Below are 15,835 nucleotides of genomic sequence, written 5' to 3'. Positions count from 1 at the left end.
GAACTTATGACCTTCCAAGATCACTTCTCTTCGCTCGCCACGGATTATGCCCGCTACCGCCCGCGGTATCCAGAGGCCCTGTTTCGCTATCTTTCCGACATTGCCCCGGGGCGTCGCCTGGCCTGGGACTGCGCCACGGGCAGCGGGCAGGCGGCCGTCGGCCTGGCCGAATTTTTTAAGCGGGTGATCGCGACCGACGCCAGCGAGGCCCAGCTGGCCCAGGCCGAGTCCCACGCTCGGGTCGAGTACCGCGTCGCGCCGGCGGAGGCCTCCGGACTGCCCCCGGCCTCCGTCGATCTCGTCACGGTGGCCCAGGCCCTGCATTGGTTCGACCTGGAAAAATTCTACGCGGAGGTGCGGCGGGTCGCGCGACCGGGCGGGGTCTTGGCGGCCTGGACTTACGCCCTGTTTCGCTGCGATCCGGCGGTCGACGCGGTGATCGGGGATTTTTACGAGGGGATCTTGGGGAATTACTGGACGCCGGAGCGGCGCCTCGTCGAGCAGGGTTATCGGACGCTGCCCTTTCCTTTCCGGGAGGGGAAGCCCCCGGAATTCGCGATGGAGGCGCGGTGGGGCTTGGCTCAAGTGCTGGGCTATCTGGGCACCTGGTCGGCGCTGAAGCGCTACCGAGAGGCCCAGGGCAGAGACCCCTTGCCCGAATTGGCGGAGAAGCTCCGAGAGGCCTGGGGCAAGGAAGAGATCAGGACCCTGCGTTGGCCGATTTTTTTGAGATGGGGAGTCGTTCCGGGGTAAGGGCCTTTATATTTTCAAGACAACCTTTCCTTCGGTATGCCCTGCTTCGATCTTTTCGTGGGCCTTCTCAGCCTCCACTAAGGGAAAGACCGCGGCCAACTTCACCTTGAGCCGGCCCCCCTCGATCATGTCCTTGATTCGCGAGAGCTGGTCCGTGTCCGGCCTCACGAAGACGTAGGCCGGCTCGAGGCCGCGATGCCGGAAAAAATCCTCCTTGAGCGCCAAGATCGAGGTCAAGCGGCCACCGGGCTTGAGCAGCTCCGCGCTGTCCAGTTGGGTCTGCCCGCCCACCGTGTCGAAGACGGCGTCGAGGCCCTCCGGGTGGGCGCGGCGGACGGCCGCGACGAAGGGCGTTTGCGTGTAGTCGACGATCTCGTCGACGCCCAGGCCGCGCAAATAGTCGTGGTGCCGCGCGCTGGAGGTGGTGAGGACGTAGGCACCCGCGTCCTTCGCCATCTGGATCGCGAAGCCCCCGACGCCGCCGGCGCCGGCGTGGATCAGGACCTTGTCGCCCGCCTTGAGTTTGATCCCCTCGAAGAGCGCCTGGTAGGCGGTGAGCGCGGCCAAGGGGACGGCCGCGGCTTCTTCGAAGGAGAGGTTGCGCGGCTTGGGCGCGAGGTGCGGGTGGCGCAGGACGATGTATTCGGCGTAGGCGCCGTCCTGGATCACGTCTTTTCGGCAATAGGCGAAGACGGCGTCGCCCGGCCTGGCGTAATGCACCTTTTCCCCGACGGCCTCGACTACCCCCGCGGCGTCCCAGCCCAGGACGATGGGAAAGGCGTGGGGCAGGCGCCCCTCCAGCAGGCCTTCGCGGATCTTCCAATCCACGGGGTTGACGCCGGCGGCGTGGACCCTCACCAGGACCTCGTGAGGACCGGGCTGTGGCTTGGGAAGCTCAAGGATTTCCAAGACCTCCCGCCCGCCGAAACGTTGGATGCCGATCGCCTTCATGGCGCTACTTTGCTACTTTTCGCGATAGGATTAAACTCAAAAATACCCGTTTAACCCGAAGGAGGAAATATGCTCGCCTTCGTCTCCATCGCCCCCGAAGACCACTGGGAACACATGAGCGCCGAAATCGCCCCGCTCGTGAAAATGATCGAAAAGAGCGGCCTGGCCTATGAGCTGGGTCCCATTGGCACCACGGTCGAGGGCGAACCGGAGGCCGTCTTCGAGCTGCTGAAAGAGCTTCACCTTTTCATGCGTGGCCGCTCGAGGCGCGTCTCGACCCTGATCAAGATCGACGATCAGGTCGACCGGCCGCCGGGTCGGATCAAGGACAAGGTCGAATCGGTGCGGCGGAAGATGGTCGGTTAGGCTTTACGAAATCCTTCGATTAAACGCGGCGGCTGAGGTGCAAGGAGTAGGAGCCCAGGAATAGAATATTCGCGAGGAAGAGTAGGTAGTAGACGCCGCTTAAGCTCGACCAAATAAAATCTCCGGGAAAGCGGATCAAGGCGACGACTTGCAGGACGCCGATCGCGGTGAAGGTGAGCAGCGGCGGTCCGATGCGGTCAAAGTCGTTTTCCAGGGGGACTTGCAGCGCCGAAATCCCGATCCCGCAGAGCCAAGAGGCGACGGCACGGGCGGTCAGCGGGGTGAGCTTCCAAGGCCAATAGGGCGCCGCCTGGGCCGGTTCCCAAAACATCCAGGCGCCCAATCCCAACAGATAAAGCCCCTCCAAAAAGAGAACACCGCGGAGCCAAAAGGGCATCGGGCGAAGGCGCGGACCGATCTCGCCGGGACTTCGCCATTGCCGGATCAGCAGATAAAGCAGCAAAGGCGGCACCGCCACGTAGACGAGCAACCAGGCCCAGCCGAAGACGCTTCTCCAATGGAATTTATCGTAGTGCAGGAGGGTGGCGACCAATAACAGGGTGGTGAAGACCAAGACCGAGGGCAGGGTGGCGCGGGCCTGGGCCCAGGTCTGTTTTCGGGCGGAGAGAAAGGTCAGCAAGGCGCTCGCCAGGTAATTGGCGCCTAAAAAGGCGGCGGTGAGCGGGACCGCGATGGTCCAGGCGAAATAGCGGTCGGTCTGCTCGGTCAGGACGAAGAGCTGGATGCCGGCGATGAAGGTGAGGAGGCAGGCGAGGTAAAGCAAGCCGCGCATTCCGGGGAGGATGTTTTTGTATTGGGAATCGCTCTCTATCTCCATAAGCCCCTCGCTATGTGAGGAAATACCACGATCCACGCGCGGTCCAAATCCAAATTTTTAACTTTCCCGGGACTCCCGTTCTCTACGTTCCATCAACCTTCGCATTCCATAAAGGAGCTACCATGAAACGTAAGAGCATCGTTTTCTTGGCCCTGGCCGCCTTCGCCTTCGGCTTGGCCCAGGCGCCGCAGGTCGCCTTCGCCAAGGGCGAATGCAAGGCCGACGTCGAGAAATTCTGCAAGGACGTCCCCCACGGCAAGGGCGGCATCCGCCGCTGCCTCAAGCAAAACCAGGACCGCCTCTCCCAACCCTGCCAGGCCAAGCTGGAACGCGCCAAGCAGCGCAAGCTGGCCTGCAAGGCGGACAAAGAGAAGTTCTGCAAGGACGTGCAGCCCGGCGACGGCCGCATCAAGGCCTGCATGAAGGCGCACGAGAGCGAGCTCTCCCAGGCCTGTCGCGCCTATTTGTAATCAGATGTCCAGGTCCTCGACGAGGTATTCGCCCCGGGCGAAGCGCCCGCCCGAGAGCGGGGCGGCGTCGAGGCTCTCGAAGCGGCCCGTCGCGATCCGCTCGGCCATCAATTTCCCCAGCATATAAGACTGCATGACGCCGCGCCCGGTGGCGGCGCCCAGCTCGTAGAGATTCTCCGTCTCCGCCACCGGCCCCAGGATGGCCGATTTGTCCGGGCTCACGGCGTATAATCCGGCCCAGCCGCGCCGGTGGCGGATCGCCTCGAAGCGCCGCCGCGCACCGCGACGATAGAGCCGCAGCCAGATCTTTTTGTCGAAGAAGGGCTCGCCGTCGTAGCGGAAGGAGTAGCCCGGCTTCTCGTCGCGGTTCGAATAGCCTGCGAGCACCAAACCGCTGTGCTCTCCCTCCGCGTGCAGGTAGAGTCCCGAGCTGTCGACGATCATGCCGCGATCCGAAAAATCCTCCGCATGGCTCTCGAAGAGCGAGATCTGCCGGCGCACCGGCTGCACGGGGGAGGCGTAGCCCAGATGACGCGAGCTCACGGGGAGCCAGGCGCCCGTGCAGTTGAGCACCGCCTTCGGGCAGAAGACCTCTTTCTCCCAAAGCCCGCCTCGACCGACCTCGTGGCGGGTGTGGATTTCCTCCAAGTCCTCCTCCGACAGCGGCGAAGCGCCATGCAGGGTGTGCACGGTCTCTACCCGCCGCCCGCGCAGCTCCGCACCGGTGAAATAGAAACGGTCCAGGAATTTCACGCCGAGCGCCTTCGCCCGGGCGCGGTAGTATTCCTTCAAGAGATGCGGGTCGAGCAGTCCGTCCTTGGGCGAGAAGGTCGCTCCCGCCACGCCCTTCAGATTTTCGAACTCGGGGAGGCGTGCGCGGATCTCGTCGGGGGCGAGGTATTCGACCGGGATGCCCAGTCGATCGTACTGCGCCTTCTTTTCGCGGGCGACGGCCCAGCGGCGCGGCGAATAGAGAAAGAGATAACCCCGCTGGAAAAACTGAATCTCCGCCGCGATCCCTTCGTAAAACCGCAGCGAGCGCCAGGAGAGCTCGGCGTTGAGGGGGTGCCACCAGGTGGCGCGGCAGCCGCCGGCGTTGCGCTCGGAGGAGCTGAAGGTCCCCGCCAGGTCGAGATCGAGCACGGCGATGGAGCCCGCGCCCCGCTCCGCGAGCTGCCAGGCGGCCGAGGAGCCGAGGATGCCCGCGCCCAGGATCAGGATGTCCGGCCGGGTGAGGTCCATGGATGGATTTTATCACGACGGAGCCGAGAGGATAGCGCCCGGAAGCCGGCCGATGGCTCAACGGGTCAAGCGGCCCTTTTTCCCGAAGGCGCCCCCTCCCGGAGTCTCGACGCGGAGAGTTTCGCCCGCCTGGAAGACGCGCTCGAACTTGGAGGGGAGTTTGAATGTGAGGCGGGGCGGGTTCTTCGCGGGCTCGGCGTTGCCCAACCAATTGGCGCCGACCTGTCCCGGGCCGCCGCCCCGCAGGCCATAGGGCGCCAAGACGCGGCGCTCGCTCAGCATGGACACCTGCGTTTTTTCCAAAAACAGGTATTCGCGCTCCAGGCCCTCGCCGCCGGAGAATTTTCCGCGGCCGCCGGAGCCGCGGCGCAGCCGGTAGCCCTGGATGCGGATCGGCAGGGAATTCTCGAGAGCCTCGATCGGCGTGTTGAGGGTGTTGGTCATGTGGCTGTGGGTGCCGCTTAGGCCCGGGCCGCGGGGACCCGCGCCGCAGCCGCCAGCGAGGGTCTCGTAGTAGGAAAATCGCTCGTTGCCGAAGGCCACGTTGTTCATCGTGCCTTGGCTCGCCGCCGGGAAAAGGCCGGGCAAGGCCCGCGCCAGGGCCCCGAACAGGACGTCGACCAGGCGCTGGCTGGTCTCGACGTTGCCGCCGGCGACGGGCGCGGGATAGCGCGCGTCGACGACGCTGCCGGACCGGGTGCGGACGCGGATATCGCGTAGCGAGAGACAGTCCTCGCCGGTCAGGGCCAAGACGAGGCAGCGGAAGGCGTAGGCCACGGCGGAGAGCGTGATCGCGTAGGTGGCGTTGAGCGGTCCCGCGACCTGAGGGGCCGATTCGGAGAAATCGACGAGGACCCCGTCGCGGCCGGCCCGAATCGCGACGGCGATCTTGACGGGCTCGGGCGAGAAGCCATCGTCGTCCAAGTAGTCCGCGAAGCGATAGGAGCCGCGAGGGATCTTCCGCAGGGCCTCCCGGGTGATCCGCGACTCGTAGTCGCGCGTGGCGCGCAGGGCCGTCAGGACCTTGGGCGCGCCGTATTCGGCCACGAGCTCCAAAAGCCGCAGGCGACCGCTGCGGTTGGCGGAGAGCTGGGCTTGGAGGTCGGCGAGGCGCTCTTCGGGGTGGCGCACCTGTTTCAAAAAGGACTTCAGGAAGGCGGTGTTGCGCCGTCCGCTTCGCTCCAGCAGGGTCGGCGGGATGACGACGCCCTCGTCCTCGAGGCGCGAGGCCAGGGCCATCGAGCCGGGGGACCGGCCGCCGACGTCGCTGTGGTGCGCACGATTCGCGACGTAAAAGGTGGGGGACGCGCGTGAAGGCCCCCGGCGCGGGAGAAGGACCACCGGGGCGACCAGCGTGATGTCCGGCAGGTGCGTCCCCCCGGCGTAGGGGTCGTTGAGGATCGCCGTATCCCCCGGCCGCAGGCGGAATTTCCGCAAGGCGGCCCGAACGCTGAGCGCCATCGACCCCAGGTGCACGGGGATGTGCGCCGCCTGCGCGATCAGCTCGCCCCGGGCGTCGAAGATCGCGCAGGAATAATCGCGCCGTTCCTTGATGTTGGGCGAGAAGGCGCTGCGGCCCAAGTCGGCGCCCATCTCCTCGCAGATCGCGGCGAAGCGGTTGCGGAAGATCTCCAGCTCGATCGGACCGATGGCGGTGCTCTTAGGCACGAGACCTCCCGTCTCGCGTCAAGAGCAGGGCGCCGCCTGGGAGCCTCCGCAGCCGCCAGCCCGGCGGGACGAAGGTCGTCGCGCTGAACTCCGCCACCAAGGCGGGACCGGCAAGCGAGGCCCGGGCGGGTAGCGCGCCCCGGAGGTAGACCGGGGCCGCGAAGACATCTCCCCGCCAATAAAGGTTCGTCCGGTCCGCAGGCGCGGCGCGGCTTCCCCGTTGCGGCGCGGTCTCGGCGGGCTCGGGCCGTTTCTCCGGCGCCGTCACCTGCAGGCGGAGGTTCACCACCTCGATGGCCCGGCCGCGGTAGGCGTGGCCGTAGCGCCGGCGGTGGGCGGCGTCGAAGGCCTGGCGGAAGCCCGGTCGGTGGGCGAGGCCCAGCTCGAAGGACTGCCCGGCGTAGCGCAGGTCGAGGGTCTCGGCGAAGCGCAGCGCGCGCGGCGCGACCCGCTCGGCGCGGGCGTCACGCCGCGCCTGCGCCCTCAGCTCCTCGAAGATCCTCCTCAAGGCGGCGGGCGAGGCCTCTTCCTCCCGCCACAGGACCGTCCGCACGTAGTCGCGCCGCCACTCCGCGAAGGCCATGCCGTAGGCCGAGAGCAGGCCGGGATTTGGCGGGACGAGGACTTGCGGGATCTGCAGGGCCTCGGCCAGCTCGGCGGCGTGGAGGGCGCCGGCGCCGCCGAAGGGGAAGAGGGCGAAGCGCCGCGGGTCGTGGCCGCGCTGCAGCGAGAGGACGCGCAGCGACCGCGCCATGTTGGCGTTGGCCACGGCGATGATGCCCTCGGCGGCCTCCCGCGGGGAGAGGCCGAGGCGTTTCGCCAAGCGCCCGAGCGGGGCCTCGATCCGTTCGGGAAAAAGCCGCATCCGCCCGCCCAGGAAGTGCCGGGGCGGAATGCGTCCCAGGGCGACGTGGGCGTCGGTCACGGTGAGTTGCCTTCCGCCGCGGCCGTAGCAAATGGGCCCGGGATCGGCGCCGGCGCTCCGCGGCCCGACGCGCAGGGCGCCGCCCGCGTCGATCCAGGCCAGCGAGCCGCCGCCCGCGCCGATCGTGTCGATGCGGATCATCGGCGTCTTGACGGGGTAGTCGCCGAGTGCCGCCTCGCTGGTGAACTCGAGGGCGCCGTCGATCAGGCTCATGTCGGTGGAGGTCCCGCCCATGTCCAGGGTCAGGAGGCGGCGGAAGCCGGCGGCCTCGGCCGCTCGCAGGGCGCCCAGGGCGCCGCCCGCCGGGCCGGAGAGCAGGGTACGCACCGCCTGCCGCGAGGCCTCGGCGACGGAGAGGCCGCCGCCGTTGGACTGCAGGATGCGGACCGGGCGGCGCAGGCGTTTCTGCAGGCGGCGTAGGTAGCGCGCCATGACCGGCGCGACGTAGGCGTTGACGCAGACGGTGGAGCTTCTCTCGTACTCGCGAAATTCGGGGCAGATCTCCGAGGAGACCGACAGCGGTTTTCCCAGGGTTTTCAGGAATCGCGCCGCGAGCCGTTCGTGGGCGGGATTGGCGTAGGCATGCAGCAGGCAAAGCGCCAGGGACTCGACGCCCGCGCCGCGCAGGCGGCGCCGCAGGGCCTTCAGCTCCGCGGCCGAGGGACTTCGCAGGACCTTGCCTCCCGCGCCGATTCGCTCGGCTAGGCCGAAGCGCAGTCGGCGCGCGACCAGCGGCGGGGTTTTGCGCGGCTCCAGCGCGTAGAGGCAGGGGCGCTCCTGGCGTCCGATCTCGACGACGTCTTCGAAGCCCGCGGTGGTGACGAGCGCCACCCGCGCGCCTTTGCGTTCGAGCAGGGCGTTGGTCGCGACGGTGGAGCCGTGGACAAGGGAGTAGGCGCCCTTCAGCCCCAGCTCTTTCAAGCCCCGGGCGACGGCCCGGGAGGGGTCGCGGGGCGTCGACAGGACCTTGTGACTGCGGACGCCCTCCGGGGACAAGACGAAGAAGTCGGTGAAGGTGCCCCCCGTGTCGACGGCGACGATCGGAACGGCGGCTTTTCGGCGGCGGCCTTTCATGGCCGCGAAAAAATATCAGATCTTGGAAGGAAGGAAATCTCTTTGTTATGGTGGCCCTATGTCCGAGGCCAAGGCCGACATCAAGCTCGAAGAGCTTCCCAAATCCCCTGGCGTCTACCTGATGAAAAACGCCAAGGGCGAGGTGCTCTACGTGGGGAAGGCGAGCAACCTGCGCGCGCGGGTGGGGAGCTATTTCGGCAAGGAGGCCCATGACCGCTACCAGGTGCGTTTCCTGATCTCCAAGGTCGCCTCCGTCGAGACCGTCCTTACCGACAACGCCAAGGAGGCCCTGCTCCTCGAGAATACGCTCATCAAGAAGCACCGGCCGCGCTACAACATCGACCTGAAAGACGACAAGAGCTACGTCAGCCTCAAGCTTTCGGTGCGCGACGAGTTTCCGCGGATCTACGTCACCCGGAGGCTCAAGAAGGACGGCAGCCTCTACTTCGGCCCCTATTCCTCGGCCTGGGCCTGCCGGGAAGTGGCCGAGTTCATCGAGGCGCACTTCAAGCTGCGCACCTGCGGCGACCACGAGTTCCGCAACCGGGTGCGTCCCTGCCTTCAGTACCAGATCAAGCGCTGCGACGCGCCCTGCGTGGGTTATGTCGATGCCGAGGCCTACGGGAAGGTGGTGCGCCAGGTGCGGCTCTTCCTCGAGGGCAAGAGCGGCGAACTGAAGAAAATCGTCGGCGATCTAATGCAAGGCGCCGCCGAGCGCGAGGCCTACGAGGAGGCCGCCCGCTACCGCGACCTGCTGCGCGACATCGACCGGACCCTCGAGAAGCAGAAGGTGGTCAGCCACCGGGCCGTCACCCGCGACGTGCTGGGCATGCACCGCGAGGGCGAGGCGCTTTCCCTATATCTCATGATGGTGCGGGAGGGGAGCCTGCAGGAAAACCGCAGCTTCCACTTCAAGTCCCACGAGGAGGACGCGGAGGTTCTGGCCTCCTTCCTGCTGCAGTATTATGCGGAGGGGCGCTTCATCCCCGCCGAGATCCTATTGCCGGTCGAATTGCCGGAGGCCGCCAGCCTGGCCGAGATCCTGGGCGAGCGCGCCGGGCGCAAGGTCGAGCTCTTGCTCCCGCGTCGCGGCGAGAAGTCGGCCCTGTTGAAATTGGCCGGACAGAACGCCAAGCAGGCCTTCCTGAGCCGCGACCGCAAGCAAAAAGACACCGAGGAGGTGCTCGCCGACCTGCAGGCCCGCCTGGGGCTGCAAAAGCTGCCGCAGGCCATCGAGTGCTACGACATCAGCAATTTTCAGGGGCGCGAGTCGGTGGGCTCGATGGTGACCTTCCGCGAGGGCAAGCCCTACCGGCAGGGCTACCGCCACTTCAAGATCAAGACGGTGGAGGGGGCCAACGACTTCGCCTCGATGTACGAGGTCCTGACGCGGCGCCTGCGCCGCGCGGCGGAAGGCGAGGAGGCCTGGGCCTTGCCGGACCTGATCGTCATCGACGGCGGGAAGGGACAGCTGAACGCCGCCGCCCAGGCCCTGCGCGACCTCGAGATCGTCGGCGTCGACCTGATCGCGCTGGCGAAGAGCAAGCTCTTGGGCGAGACCTGGCGGGACGAGGCGCCGCCGGAGGCCCCGCGCTCGCGCAGCGAGGAGCGTGTCTTTCTGCCTAACCGCAAGAACCCGGTCTTCTTTCCGCCAAATTCCTCCGCGCTCTTCGTCCTGGTACAGATCCGCGACGAGGCGCATCGCTTCGGCATCGAGTTCCACCGCAAGCTGCGCAAGCGCCGCACCCTCGACTCGGCCCTCGAGCAGGTGCCGGGCATCGGCGAGGCGCGGCGGAAGAAGCTCCTGCATCACTTCGGCAGCCTGAAGCGCATCCGGGCGGCCTCCGCAGAGGAGATCGCGACCGCGATCGGCGTCTCGATGGAGCTGGCCCAGCGCCTCCAAGGCGCCCTCGGCGAAGAGGAAATCTAACGCGAGCGGTCGTCAAAGCATTGACGGAGGCCCTGATAAATTGACTAAAAAAATATTGACGATCAATAGTTTATGTACAGAGATTGCAAGACGGAGCAAGGCGTTAAACTTTCAACATCCTGAATTAATTCAATATTAATATGTACATATAATAATAAAACTTCTCCGAGGCTGTGGCACATCGATTGCTAATTCTCATGTTTAGGAATCCTTTGCAGTGAACCTAAGCATGGGGAGAAGCCATCATGATTCCGAAAGAAAGACCTGGAAGCGATTGCGGCAGCATCGTCGTCAACACCGAGAAGTCCCCCGATCAGCAGCTCTTGGAGGAGAAGGGCGAGATCCTCTCCTGCGGCGGGGTTTACCTCTCCCCGTCCTCGGCGCCCTCCTTCAAGAAGGAAGACACTTACCAACTCCTGTTCCTTCCGAACTACCGCCAGGGCGTGATCATGTATAAGAACCTCGAGGCCATGAGCTCGACCCAAGAAGACCTCTATCCCAGCGGCGGCTCGATTCGCGAGGCCGGCACCTCCCACGAGGCCCTGCGTCGCCTGTTCCGCGAGGGACTGAATTGAGCGGATCCAGGAATTCCCTCGACAATCCTTGGCCTTGATGCCAGCCTGACGGTTCCCGAATAAATCCTCTTTTCCAGCGGAGCCTTGTGCCGACCTACCAATCGATCTTTTCCCCCAGCGATTCCCGGCAGCGACAAGATAACTTTGAGGCCTATTGGGAGTTTTCCCAACGGCACAGCGGGAAAATTCTCGAAGACCAGAAAGACCTGACGACCAAGCGCGATCTCCTGGCCGGATTTCAGCGCGAGGCCGTGCGTTCGCGAAAACCGCTGGCGGATCCCGAAAAATTCTATCGCAACTACGTCAAAATGCGCGACGACCCGCGCAGTCTCGACCGCAAGACCTTGTTGCTGACTTGCATCTATAAATTCGCCAGGCACGAGTGGGTGGGAATTTCCGGCGCCTGGGATGCGATCCCTTCCATGGCCGAGGCCAAAAAGACCACCGAGCGGATCAGCCGCTACCACCTGTGCGAGGAATTCTGCCACGTGAGGCTCTTCCACGAGATGTTTCGGACCTTCCATTTGGACAAGGTCGAGTGGGTACCGCTGGGCCCTTGGATGCAGAGGGTTTATCGGATCTTTCCGAAGGTGCCCGAGAGCCTGATGAGCCCGCCCGCCTTCGTCTCGGAATTGATGGGGATGACTTTTTACCTGGAGCTCGACCGGCTCTTCGACGAGGTCTTCGCCGACGAGCCCGAGGCCCGAGACCGGCTCCGAGCCCTGTTGCACGAGATCATGGTCGACGAGCTGGCCCACATCGGCCAGCGCCGCAACTTCATCGGTGCCGTCGGTATCCGCGCCGCGCGCCGGATGGTGCGGCCGATGATCACGGCCTTCTTCAAGGACATCCCCGAGGCGAAATACCTGCTGGATATCCCGCGCATGGTCCGCGAGGGACTGGATTTCGACTACAGCGTGATGCGGCCGGAGTTGATCGAAAGAAGCTGGGTGCCGTCTTACTGCCGGACGGAGAGAGAGACGGCCTCGCCAAGGCTGGCGGGCGCCTAAGCTTCGACGCCGCTTGGATCCGGAGTGCCTACAGGAAGGCCAGCCACTCTCGGTGCTTGGAGCTCTTGCCCCGCACCAAATCGTGAAAATCCTTCTGCACCTGCTGCGTGATCGGGCCCGGTTTGCCCGAGCCGATCTTGCGATGGTCCAGCTCGCGCACCGGGGTGATCTCGGCGGCGGTGCCGGTGAGGAAGATCTCGTCGGCGATATAGAGCTCGTCGCGGGAGAAGTGGGTCTCTTTGACCGCGATGCCGCGGTCTTTGAGCAGCTCGATCACGGTGTCGCGGGTGATGCCCTGTAGGGCGCTGGTGGTCAGCGGCGTGACGACCTTGCCGTTCTTCACCATGAAGAGATTTTCGCCGCTGGCCTCGGAGACGTAGCCCTCGGGGTCGAGCATCACGGTTTCTTCGTAGCCGGCCAGCATGGCCTCGCGCTTGGCGAGGATGGAGTTGACGTAGTTGGCCACCGCCTTGCTTTTGGTCATCGTGGCGTTGATGTGGTGGCGGGTGTAGCTGGAGACCTTGGCGCGGATGCCGTGCTTCACGCCCTCGTCACCCAGGTAGGTGCCCCAGGGCCAGGCGATGACGGCTACGCGGATCCGGTTGCTGGTGGCGTGCAAGCCCATCTCGCCGTCGCCGACGAAGACCAGGGGCCGCAGGTAGCCGGCCTTCAGCTTGTTGACGCGGAAGATCTCTTTGCAGGCCTCGAGGAGTTCGGCCTTGGGAAAGGGGATCTCCATCAACAGGATGTGGGCCGAGTCGTAGAGACGGTCGATGTGCTCTTGCAGGCGGAAGATCGCGCTTTTGCCGTCCTCGCCCTCGTAGCAGCGGATGCCCTCGAAGACGCCCAGTCCGTAGTGCAGGGTATGCGTCAGGACGTGCACGTTGGCTTCGTCCCAGGGGATCATTTTTCCGTCGAGCCAGATTTTTTCTACTTTTTGAACCATGGTTTTCCTCTGTCCGGGCACGGGGTGGCGATAATTTTTTTTCTCGCGGTAGAGGGCGAGGACGTTCCGCCTCTACGGTCGCTGCAAGACCTTTTTCAAATTTTCGGCATAAGGGGCCCGAGCGATGCCCTTCTCCGTCACGATGGCCTCTACCAGCTCATGGGGCGTGACGTCAAAGGCCGGGTTGAAGACCTTGATTCCCGCCGGCGCGCTGGGGGTGCCGAAGAAGGCGGTGACCTCCTCCTCGGGGCGCTGCTCGATCGGGATGTGCGAGCCGTCCGGAGTCTCGAAGTCGACCGTGGAGGAGGGCGCCACCACGTAGAGCGGGATGCCGTGGTGCCTGGCCAGGACCGCCACGCCGTAGGTGCCGATCTTGTTGGCGACGTCGCCGTTGGCGACGATGCGGTCGCTGCCGACCACCGCGCCGTGGATCTTGCCCAGCCGCATCAGGTGGCCGACCATGTTGTCGGTCACCAGCGTCACGTCGATGCCGTTTTTGCTCAGCTCCCAGGCGGTCAGCCGGGCGCCTTGCAAAAAAGGCCGGGTCTCGGAGGCGATCACCTTGAATTTCTTGCCGCGACGCTGCGCCTCGTAAAAGACCGAGAGGGCGGTGCCCTCGCCGGCCGTCGCCAGGGCGCCGGCGTTGCAGTGGGTGAGGTAGGTCTTGCCCTCCTCGATCAGGGGCGCGCCCTTTTCGCCCATCTGCCGGCACATGACGACGTCTTCCTCGAAGACGCGCAGGGCCTCCTCGAGGATCTTGTTCTGCAGGACCAGGAGGCTCGAGTCCTTTTCTTTCCGGTAGAAAGCTTGGATGCGCTTCACCGCCCAGGGTAGGTTGACCGCCGTGGGGCGCTGGCTGATGAGCAGGTCGGCGGCGCGGTCCATCTCGGCGAAGAACTCTTCGTGGTTTTTGGCCTTAGAATTATTGGCCGCCAAGGCCATCCCCAGCGCACCCGCCACGCCGATCGCCGGGGCGCCGCGCACCACCATCGTCTTGATCGCCTCCGCGACTTCCTCATGGGTGCGATAGGTGTTGTAGATCTCGTGGTTGGGCAGCTTGCGTTGGTCGATCATCACGACCGCGCCGTCTTGCCATTGTAGGGTGAAAAAATTCAAAGCTATCCCTTCAGTTTCTTGATCAAAATGTCGTTCACGACCTTCGGATTGGCCTTGCCGCCCAAGGCCTTCATCGTCTGCCCGACGAAGAACCCGAAGAGCTTGTCCTTGCCCGAGCGGTAATCGGCCAAGTTTTTCGGGTTGTCGGCCAGGACCTTGTCGACCACCGCCTCGATGGCGCCGGTGTCCGAGACCTGCTTCATGCCCTTCTCTTCGACGATGTCCGCGACGGCCTTGCCGCTGGCGGCGACCTCGTCGAGGATCTCTTTGGCCATGCCCAAGCTGATATCGCCCGCCTCGGTCATTTTCAAGACCTCGGCGACCGTCGCGGATTGAATCCGGTCGAAGGTCTCGGGGACGTCCTTCTGCAGCTTGAGCAGGTGGGTCATGTAGAGGTTGCTGAGCTTCTTGGGCTCGATCCCGGCGGCGAGCTTGACGGCCGCTTCCCAATGCTGGGCCACCGACTTCTCGGCGGTCAGGACCTCGGCGTCGTAAGCCGGAATGGCGTAGTCCCGCGCGAAGCGCTCGGCCTTCTCGAAGGCCAGCTCGGGTTGCTCCTTCCGCAGGCGCTCGACCCAGGCCTCCTCGACGATCAGGGGCAGCAGGTCGGGGTCGGGGAAATAGCGGTAGTCGTTGGCCTCTTCCTTGGAGCGCATCGATTCGGAGACGCCCTTGTCGGCGTTCCAGAGCCGCGTCTCCTGCACCACTTTTTTTCCGTCGAGGATCAGGGCCTCCTGACGCTTGACCTCGTACTCGATCGCGCGCTCGACGTTGCGGAAGCTGTTCATGTTTTTCAGCTCGCAGCGGGTGCCGAATTCTTTTTGCCCGACGGGCCGAATCGAGACGTTGGCGTCGCAGCGGAAGCTGCCTTCCTCCATGTTGCCGTCGCAGATCTCGAGGTAGACCAGGATGTCGCGCAGGCGCTTCAGGTAGGCGCTGGCCTCTTTGGGGCCGCGCATGTCGGGCTCGGAGACGATCTCGATGAGCGGCGTGCAGGCGCGGTTGAGGTCGACGTGGCTGACGTCGGAGGCGCCCAGATCGTGGACCAGCTTGCCGGCGTCTTCTTCCATATGGATGCGGGTCAGGCCGACGCGCTTCTTTTGGCCGTCGACCTCGATGTCGAGGTAGCCCTTGGAGCAGAGCGGCAGCTCGTACTGGCTGATCTGGTAGCCCTTGGGCAGGTCGGGGTAGAAATAGTTCTTTCGGGCGAAGACGCTCTTGCGCGCGATCGTGCAGTGCGTGGCCAGTCCGGCCTTGATGGCGAACTCGACCGCCTTGCGGTTGAGCACCGGCAGCACCCCGGGCAGGCCCAAGCAGACCTCGCAGGTGTTGGTATTGGGCGGTCTCCCAAATTCCGTCGAGCAAGAACAGAAAATCTTGGTGTTCGTCTTGAGCTGGGCGTGGACTTCCAATCCGATGACGGTCTCGAAGGTGGTCATAGCGGCGCCCTCATCTTGTGCCATTCGGTCGCCTGCTCGTAGGCGTAGCCGGCGTGGAGCAGCTTCTCTTCTTGGAAGGAGCCTGCGATCAGCTGCATGCCGATGGGGAGCTTGGAGGCGCTTTGGCCGCAGGGGAGGCTCATCCCGGGCAGACCGGCCAGGTTGACGTTGATCGTGAAGATGTCGCTCAAATACATCTGGATCGGGTCGTCGGTCTTCTCGCCCAGCTTGAAGGCGTGGGAAGGGGAGGTGGGCGTCACCAGGACGTCGACCTTCTGGAAGGCCGCCTCGAAGTCGCGGCGGATCAGCGTGCGCACCTTCTGCGCCTTCAAGGAATAGGCGTCGTAGTAGCCCGCGCTGAGCACGTAGGTGCCCAGCCTGATGCGCCGCTTGACCTCGGCGCCGAAGCCCTCGGAGCGGGAGCGGACGTACATCTCGAAGAGATCCTTTACGCCCGCGGCGCGGTGCCCGTAGCGGACGCCGTCGTAGCGCGCCAGGTTGCTGCTGGCCTCGGCGGGGGCCAGAATATAAT

The 15,835-nt window shown here is 64.9% G+C and carries 15 protein-coding genes; 6 read left to right on the top strand and 9 right to left on the bottom strand.

Translation table 11 applies throughout. The features are described 5' to 3' along the window. Nucleotides 1-6 precede the first annotated feature (6 nt). Nucleotides 7-753 (top strand): class I SAM-dependent methyltransferase, encoded by a 747-nt coding sequence (locus tag FBR05_00955; protein ID MDL1870754.1) that lies wholly within the window; start codon nt 7-9, stop codon nt 751-753. A 6-nt stretch (nt 754-759) separates the two neighbouring features. Here the strand turns inward: FBR05_00955 and FBR05_00950 are convergent, their stop codons facing one another. Continuing rightward, nucleotides 760-1,704 (bottom strand): NADP-dependent oxidoreductase, encoded by a 945-nt coding sequence (locus FBR05_00950; GenBank protein ID MDL1870753.1) that lies wholly within the window; start codon nt 1,702-1,704, stop codon nt 760-762. Between the two features lie 69 nt (nt 1,705-1,773). Here FBR05_00950 and FBR05_00945 point away from each other — a divergent pair, with 69 nt between their 5' ends. Continuing rightward, entirely contained in the window at nt 1,774-2,070 is a 297-nt protein-coding gene (locus FBR05_00945; GenBank protein ID MDL1870752.1) for a thiamine-binding protein, read from the top strand. 19 nt (nt 2,071-2,089) lie between these two features. Here the strand turns inward: FBR05_00945 and FBR05_00940 are convergent, their stop codons facing one another. Then, on the bottom strand, nt 2,090-2,908 hold the full coding sequence (locus tag FBR05_00940; GenBank protein ID MDL1870751.1) for a hypothetical protein: 819 nt from the start codon (nt 2,906-2,908) through the stop codon (nt 2,090-2,092). A 122-nt stretch (nt 2,909-3,030) separates the two neighbouring features. Between FBR05_00940 and FBR05_00935 the strand changes: the two genes are divergently transcribed. After that, a complete protein-coding gene (locus FBR05_00935; GenBank protein ID MDL1870750.1) occupies nt 3,031-3,378 on the top strand; it encodes a hypothetical protein in 348 nt (115 codons plus the stop codon). Here FBR05_00935 and FBR05_00930 read toward each other — a convergent pair whose 3' ends face one another. Genes FBR05_00930 through FBR05_00920 form a run of 3 tightly spaced genes read right to left on the bottom strand, consistent with a single transcriptional unit; the run spans nt 3,379 to nt 8,287 of the window. Further along, a complete protein-coding gene (locus tag FBR05_00930) occupies nt 3,379-4,620 on the bottom strand; it encodes an FAD-binding oxidoreductase (GenBank protein MDL1870749.1) in 1,242 nt (413 codons plus the stop codon). A gap of 57 nt (nt 4,621-4,677) precedes the next feature. Then, nucleotides 4,678-6,270 (bottom strand): hydantoinase B/oxoprolinase family protein, encoded by a 1,593-nt coding sequence (locus FBR05_00925; GenBank protein ID MDL1870748.1) that lies wholly within the window; start codon nt 6,268-6,270, stop codon nt 4,678-4,680. A 10-nt stretch (nt 6,271-6,280) separates the two neighbouring features. After that, nucleotides 6,281-8,287 (bottom strand): hydantoinase/oxoprolinase family protein, encoded by a 2,007-nt coding sequence (locus FBR05_00920; protein MDL1870747.1) that lies wholly within the window; start codon nt 8,285-8,287, stop codon nt 6,281-6,283. Between FBR05_00920 and uvrC the strand changes: the two genes are divergently transcribed. From uvrC to FBR05_00905, 3 genes are all read left to right on the top strand, one after another. Next, complete coding sequence (gene uvrC, locus FBR05_00915) at nt 8,286-10,217, top strand: excinuclease ABC subunit UvrC (GenBank protein ID MDL1870746.1); 1,932 nt, start codon at nt 8,286-8,288, stop codon at nt 10,215-10,217. The two genes, FBR05_00920 and uvrC, sit on opposite strands and share 2 nt — an antisense overlap. A gap of 245 nt (nt 10,218-10,462) precedes the next feature. Continuing rightward, complete coding sequence (locus FBR05_00910; GenBank protein MDL1870745.1) at nt 10,463-10,792, top strand: hypothetical protein; 330 nt, start codon at nt 10,463-10,465, stop codon at nt 10,790-10,792. Nucleotides 10,793-10,878: 86 nt separating this feature from the next. Beyond that, nucleotides 10,879-11,802, top strand: coding sequence for a hypothetical protein (locus tag FBR05_00905; protein ID MDL1870744.1), 924 nt, complete (start codon nt 10,879-10,881; stop codon nt 11,800-11,802). 28 nt (nt 11,803-11,830) lie between these two features. On the opposite strand, the gene FBR05_00900 is transcribed toward FBR05_00905, so the two are convergent. From FBR05_00900 to FBR05_00885, 4 genes are all read right to left on the bottom strand, one after another. Next, nucleotides 11,831-12,748 carry a branched-chain amino acid transaminase gene (locus FBR05_00900; protein MDL1870743.1) on the bottom strand — a complete coding sequence of 306 codons (918 nt, stop codon included), beginning with the start codon at nt 12,746-12,748 and terminating at the stop codon, nt 11,831-11,833. 72 nt (nt 12,749-12,820) lie between these two features. After that, entirely contained in the window at nt 12,821-13,864 is a 1,044-nt protein-coding gene (gene mtnA, locus FBR05_00895) for an S-methyl-5-thioribose-1-phosphate isomerase (protein MDL1870742.1), read from the bottom strand. A gap of 2 nt (nt 13,865-13,866) precedes the next feature. Then, nucleotides 13,867-15,303 carry an Asp-tRNA(Asn)/Glu-tRNA(Gln) amidotransferase subunit GatB gene (gene gatB / locus FBR05_00890; GenBank protein ID MDL1870741.1) on the bottom strand — a complete coding sequence of 479 codons (1,437 nt, stop codon included), beginning with the start codon at nt 15,301-15,303 and terminating at the stop codon, nt 13,867-13,869. Beyond that, a partial coding sequence (locus FBR05_00885; protein MDL1870740.1) for an Asp-tRNA(Asn)/Glu-tRNA(Gln) amidotransferase subunit GatA occupies nt 15,300-15,835 on the bottom strand: 536 nt, incomplete at its 5' end. The genes FBR05_00885 and gatB, both read right to left, overlap by 4 nt.

It is taken from the genome of Deltaproteobacteria bacterium PRO3, assembly GCA_030263375.1.
Taxonomy (GTDB): Bacteria; UBA10199; UBA10199; order DSSB01; family DSSB01; genus DSSB01.
Note: the sequence above shows the minus strand (reverse complement) of the source record. Positions and strands in the feature narration are given on the sequence as shown.

What these genes read in the sequence shown, in the direction of transcription:
- FBR05_00955 (MDL1870754.1), top strand. Translation starts at nt 7, where the DNA reads ATGACCTTCCAAGATCACTTCTCTTCGCTCGCCACGGATTATGCCCGC.
- FBR05_00950 (MDL1870753.1), bottom strand. Translation starts at nt 1,704, where the DNA reads ATGAAGGCGATCGGCATCCAACGTTTCGGCGGGCGGGAGGTCTTGGAA.
- FBR05_00945 (MDL1870752.1), top strand. Translation starts at nt 1,774, where the DNA reads ATGCTCGCCTTCGTCTCCATCGCCCCCGAAGACCACTGGGAACACATG.
- FBR05_00940 (MDL1870751.1), bottom strand. Translation starts at nt 2,908, where the DNA reads ATGGAGATAGAGAGCGATTCCCAATACAAAAACATCCTCCCCGGAATG.
- FBR05_00935 (MDL1870750.1), top strand. Translation starts at nt 3,031, where the DNA reads ATGAAACGTAAGAGCATCGTTTTCTTGGCCCTGGCCGCCTTCGCCTTC.
- FBR05_00930 (MDL1870749.1), bottom strand. Translation starts at nt 4,620, where the DNA reads ATGGACCTCACCCGGCCGGACATCCTGATCCTGGGCGCGGGCATCCTC.
- uvrC (MDL1870746.1), top strand. Translation starts at nt 8,286, where the DNA reads ATGGCCGCGAAAAAATATCAGATCTTGGAAGGAAGGAAATCTCTTTGT.
- FBR05_00920 (MDL1870747.1), bottom strand. Translation starts at nt 8,287, where the DNA reads ATGAAAGGCCGCCGCCGAAAAGCCGCCGTTCCGATCGTCGCCGTCGAC.
- FBR05_00910 (MDL1870745.1), top strand. Translation starts at nt 10,463, where the DNA reads ATGATTCCGAAAGAAAGACCTGGAAGCGATTGCGGCAGCATCGTCGTC.
- FBR05_00900 (MDL1870743.1), bottom strand. Translation starts at nt 12,748, where the DNA reads ATGGTTCAAAAAGTAGAAAAAATCTGGCTCGACGGAAAAATGATCCCC.
- gatB (MDL1870741.1), bottom strand. Translation starts at nt 15,303, where the DNA reads ATGACCACCTTCGAGACCGTCATCGGATTGGAAGTCCACGCCCAGCTC.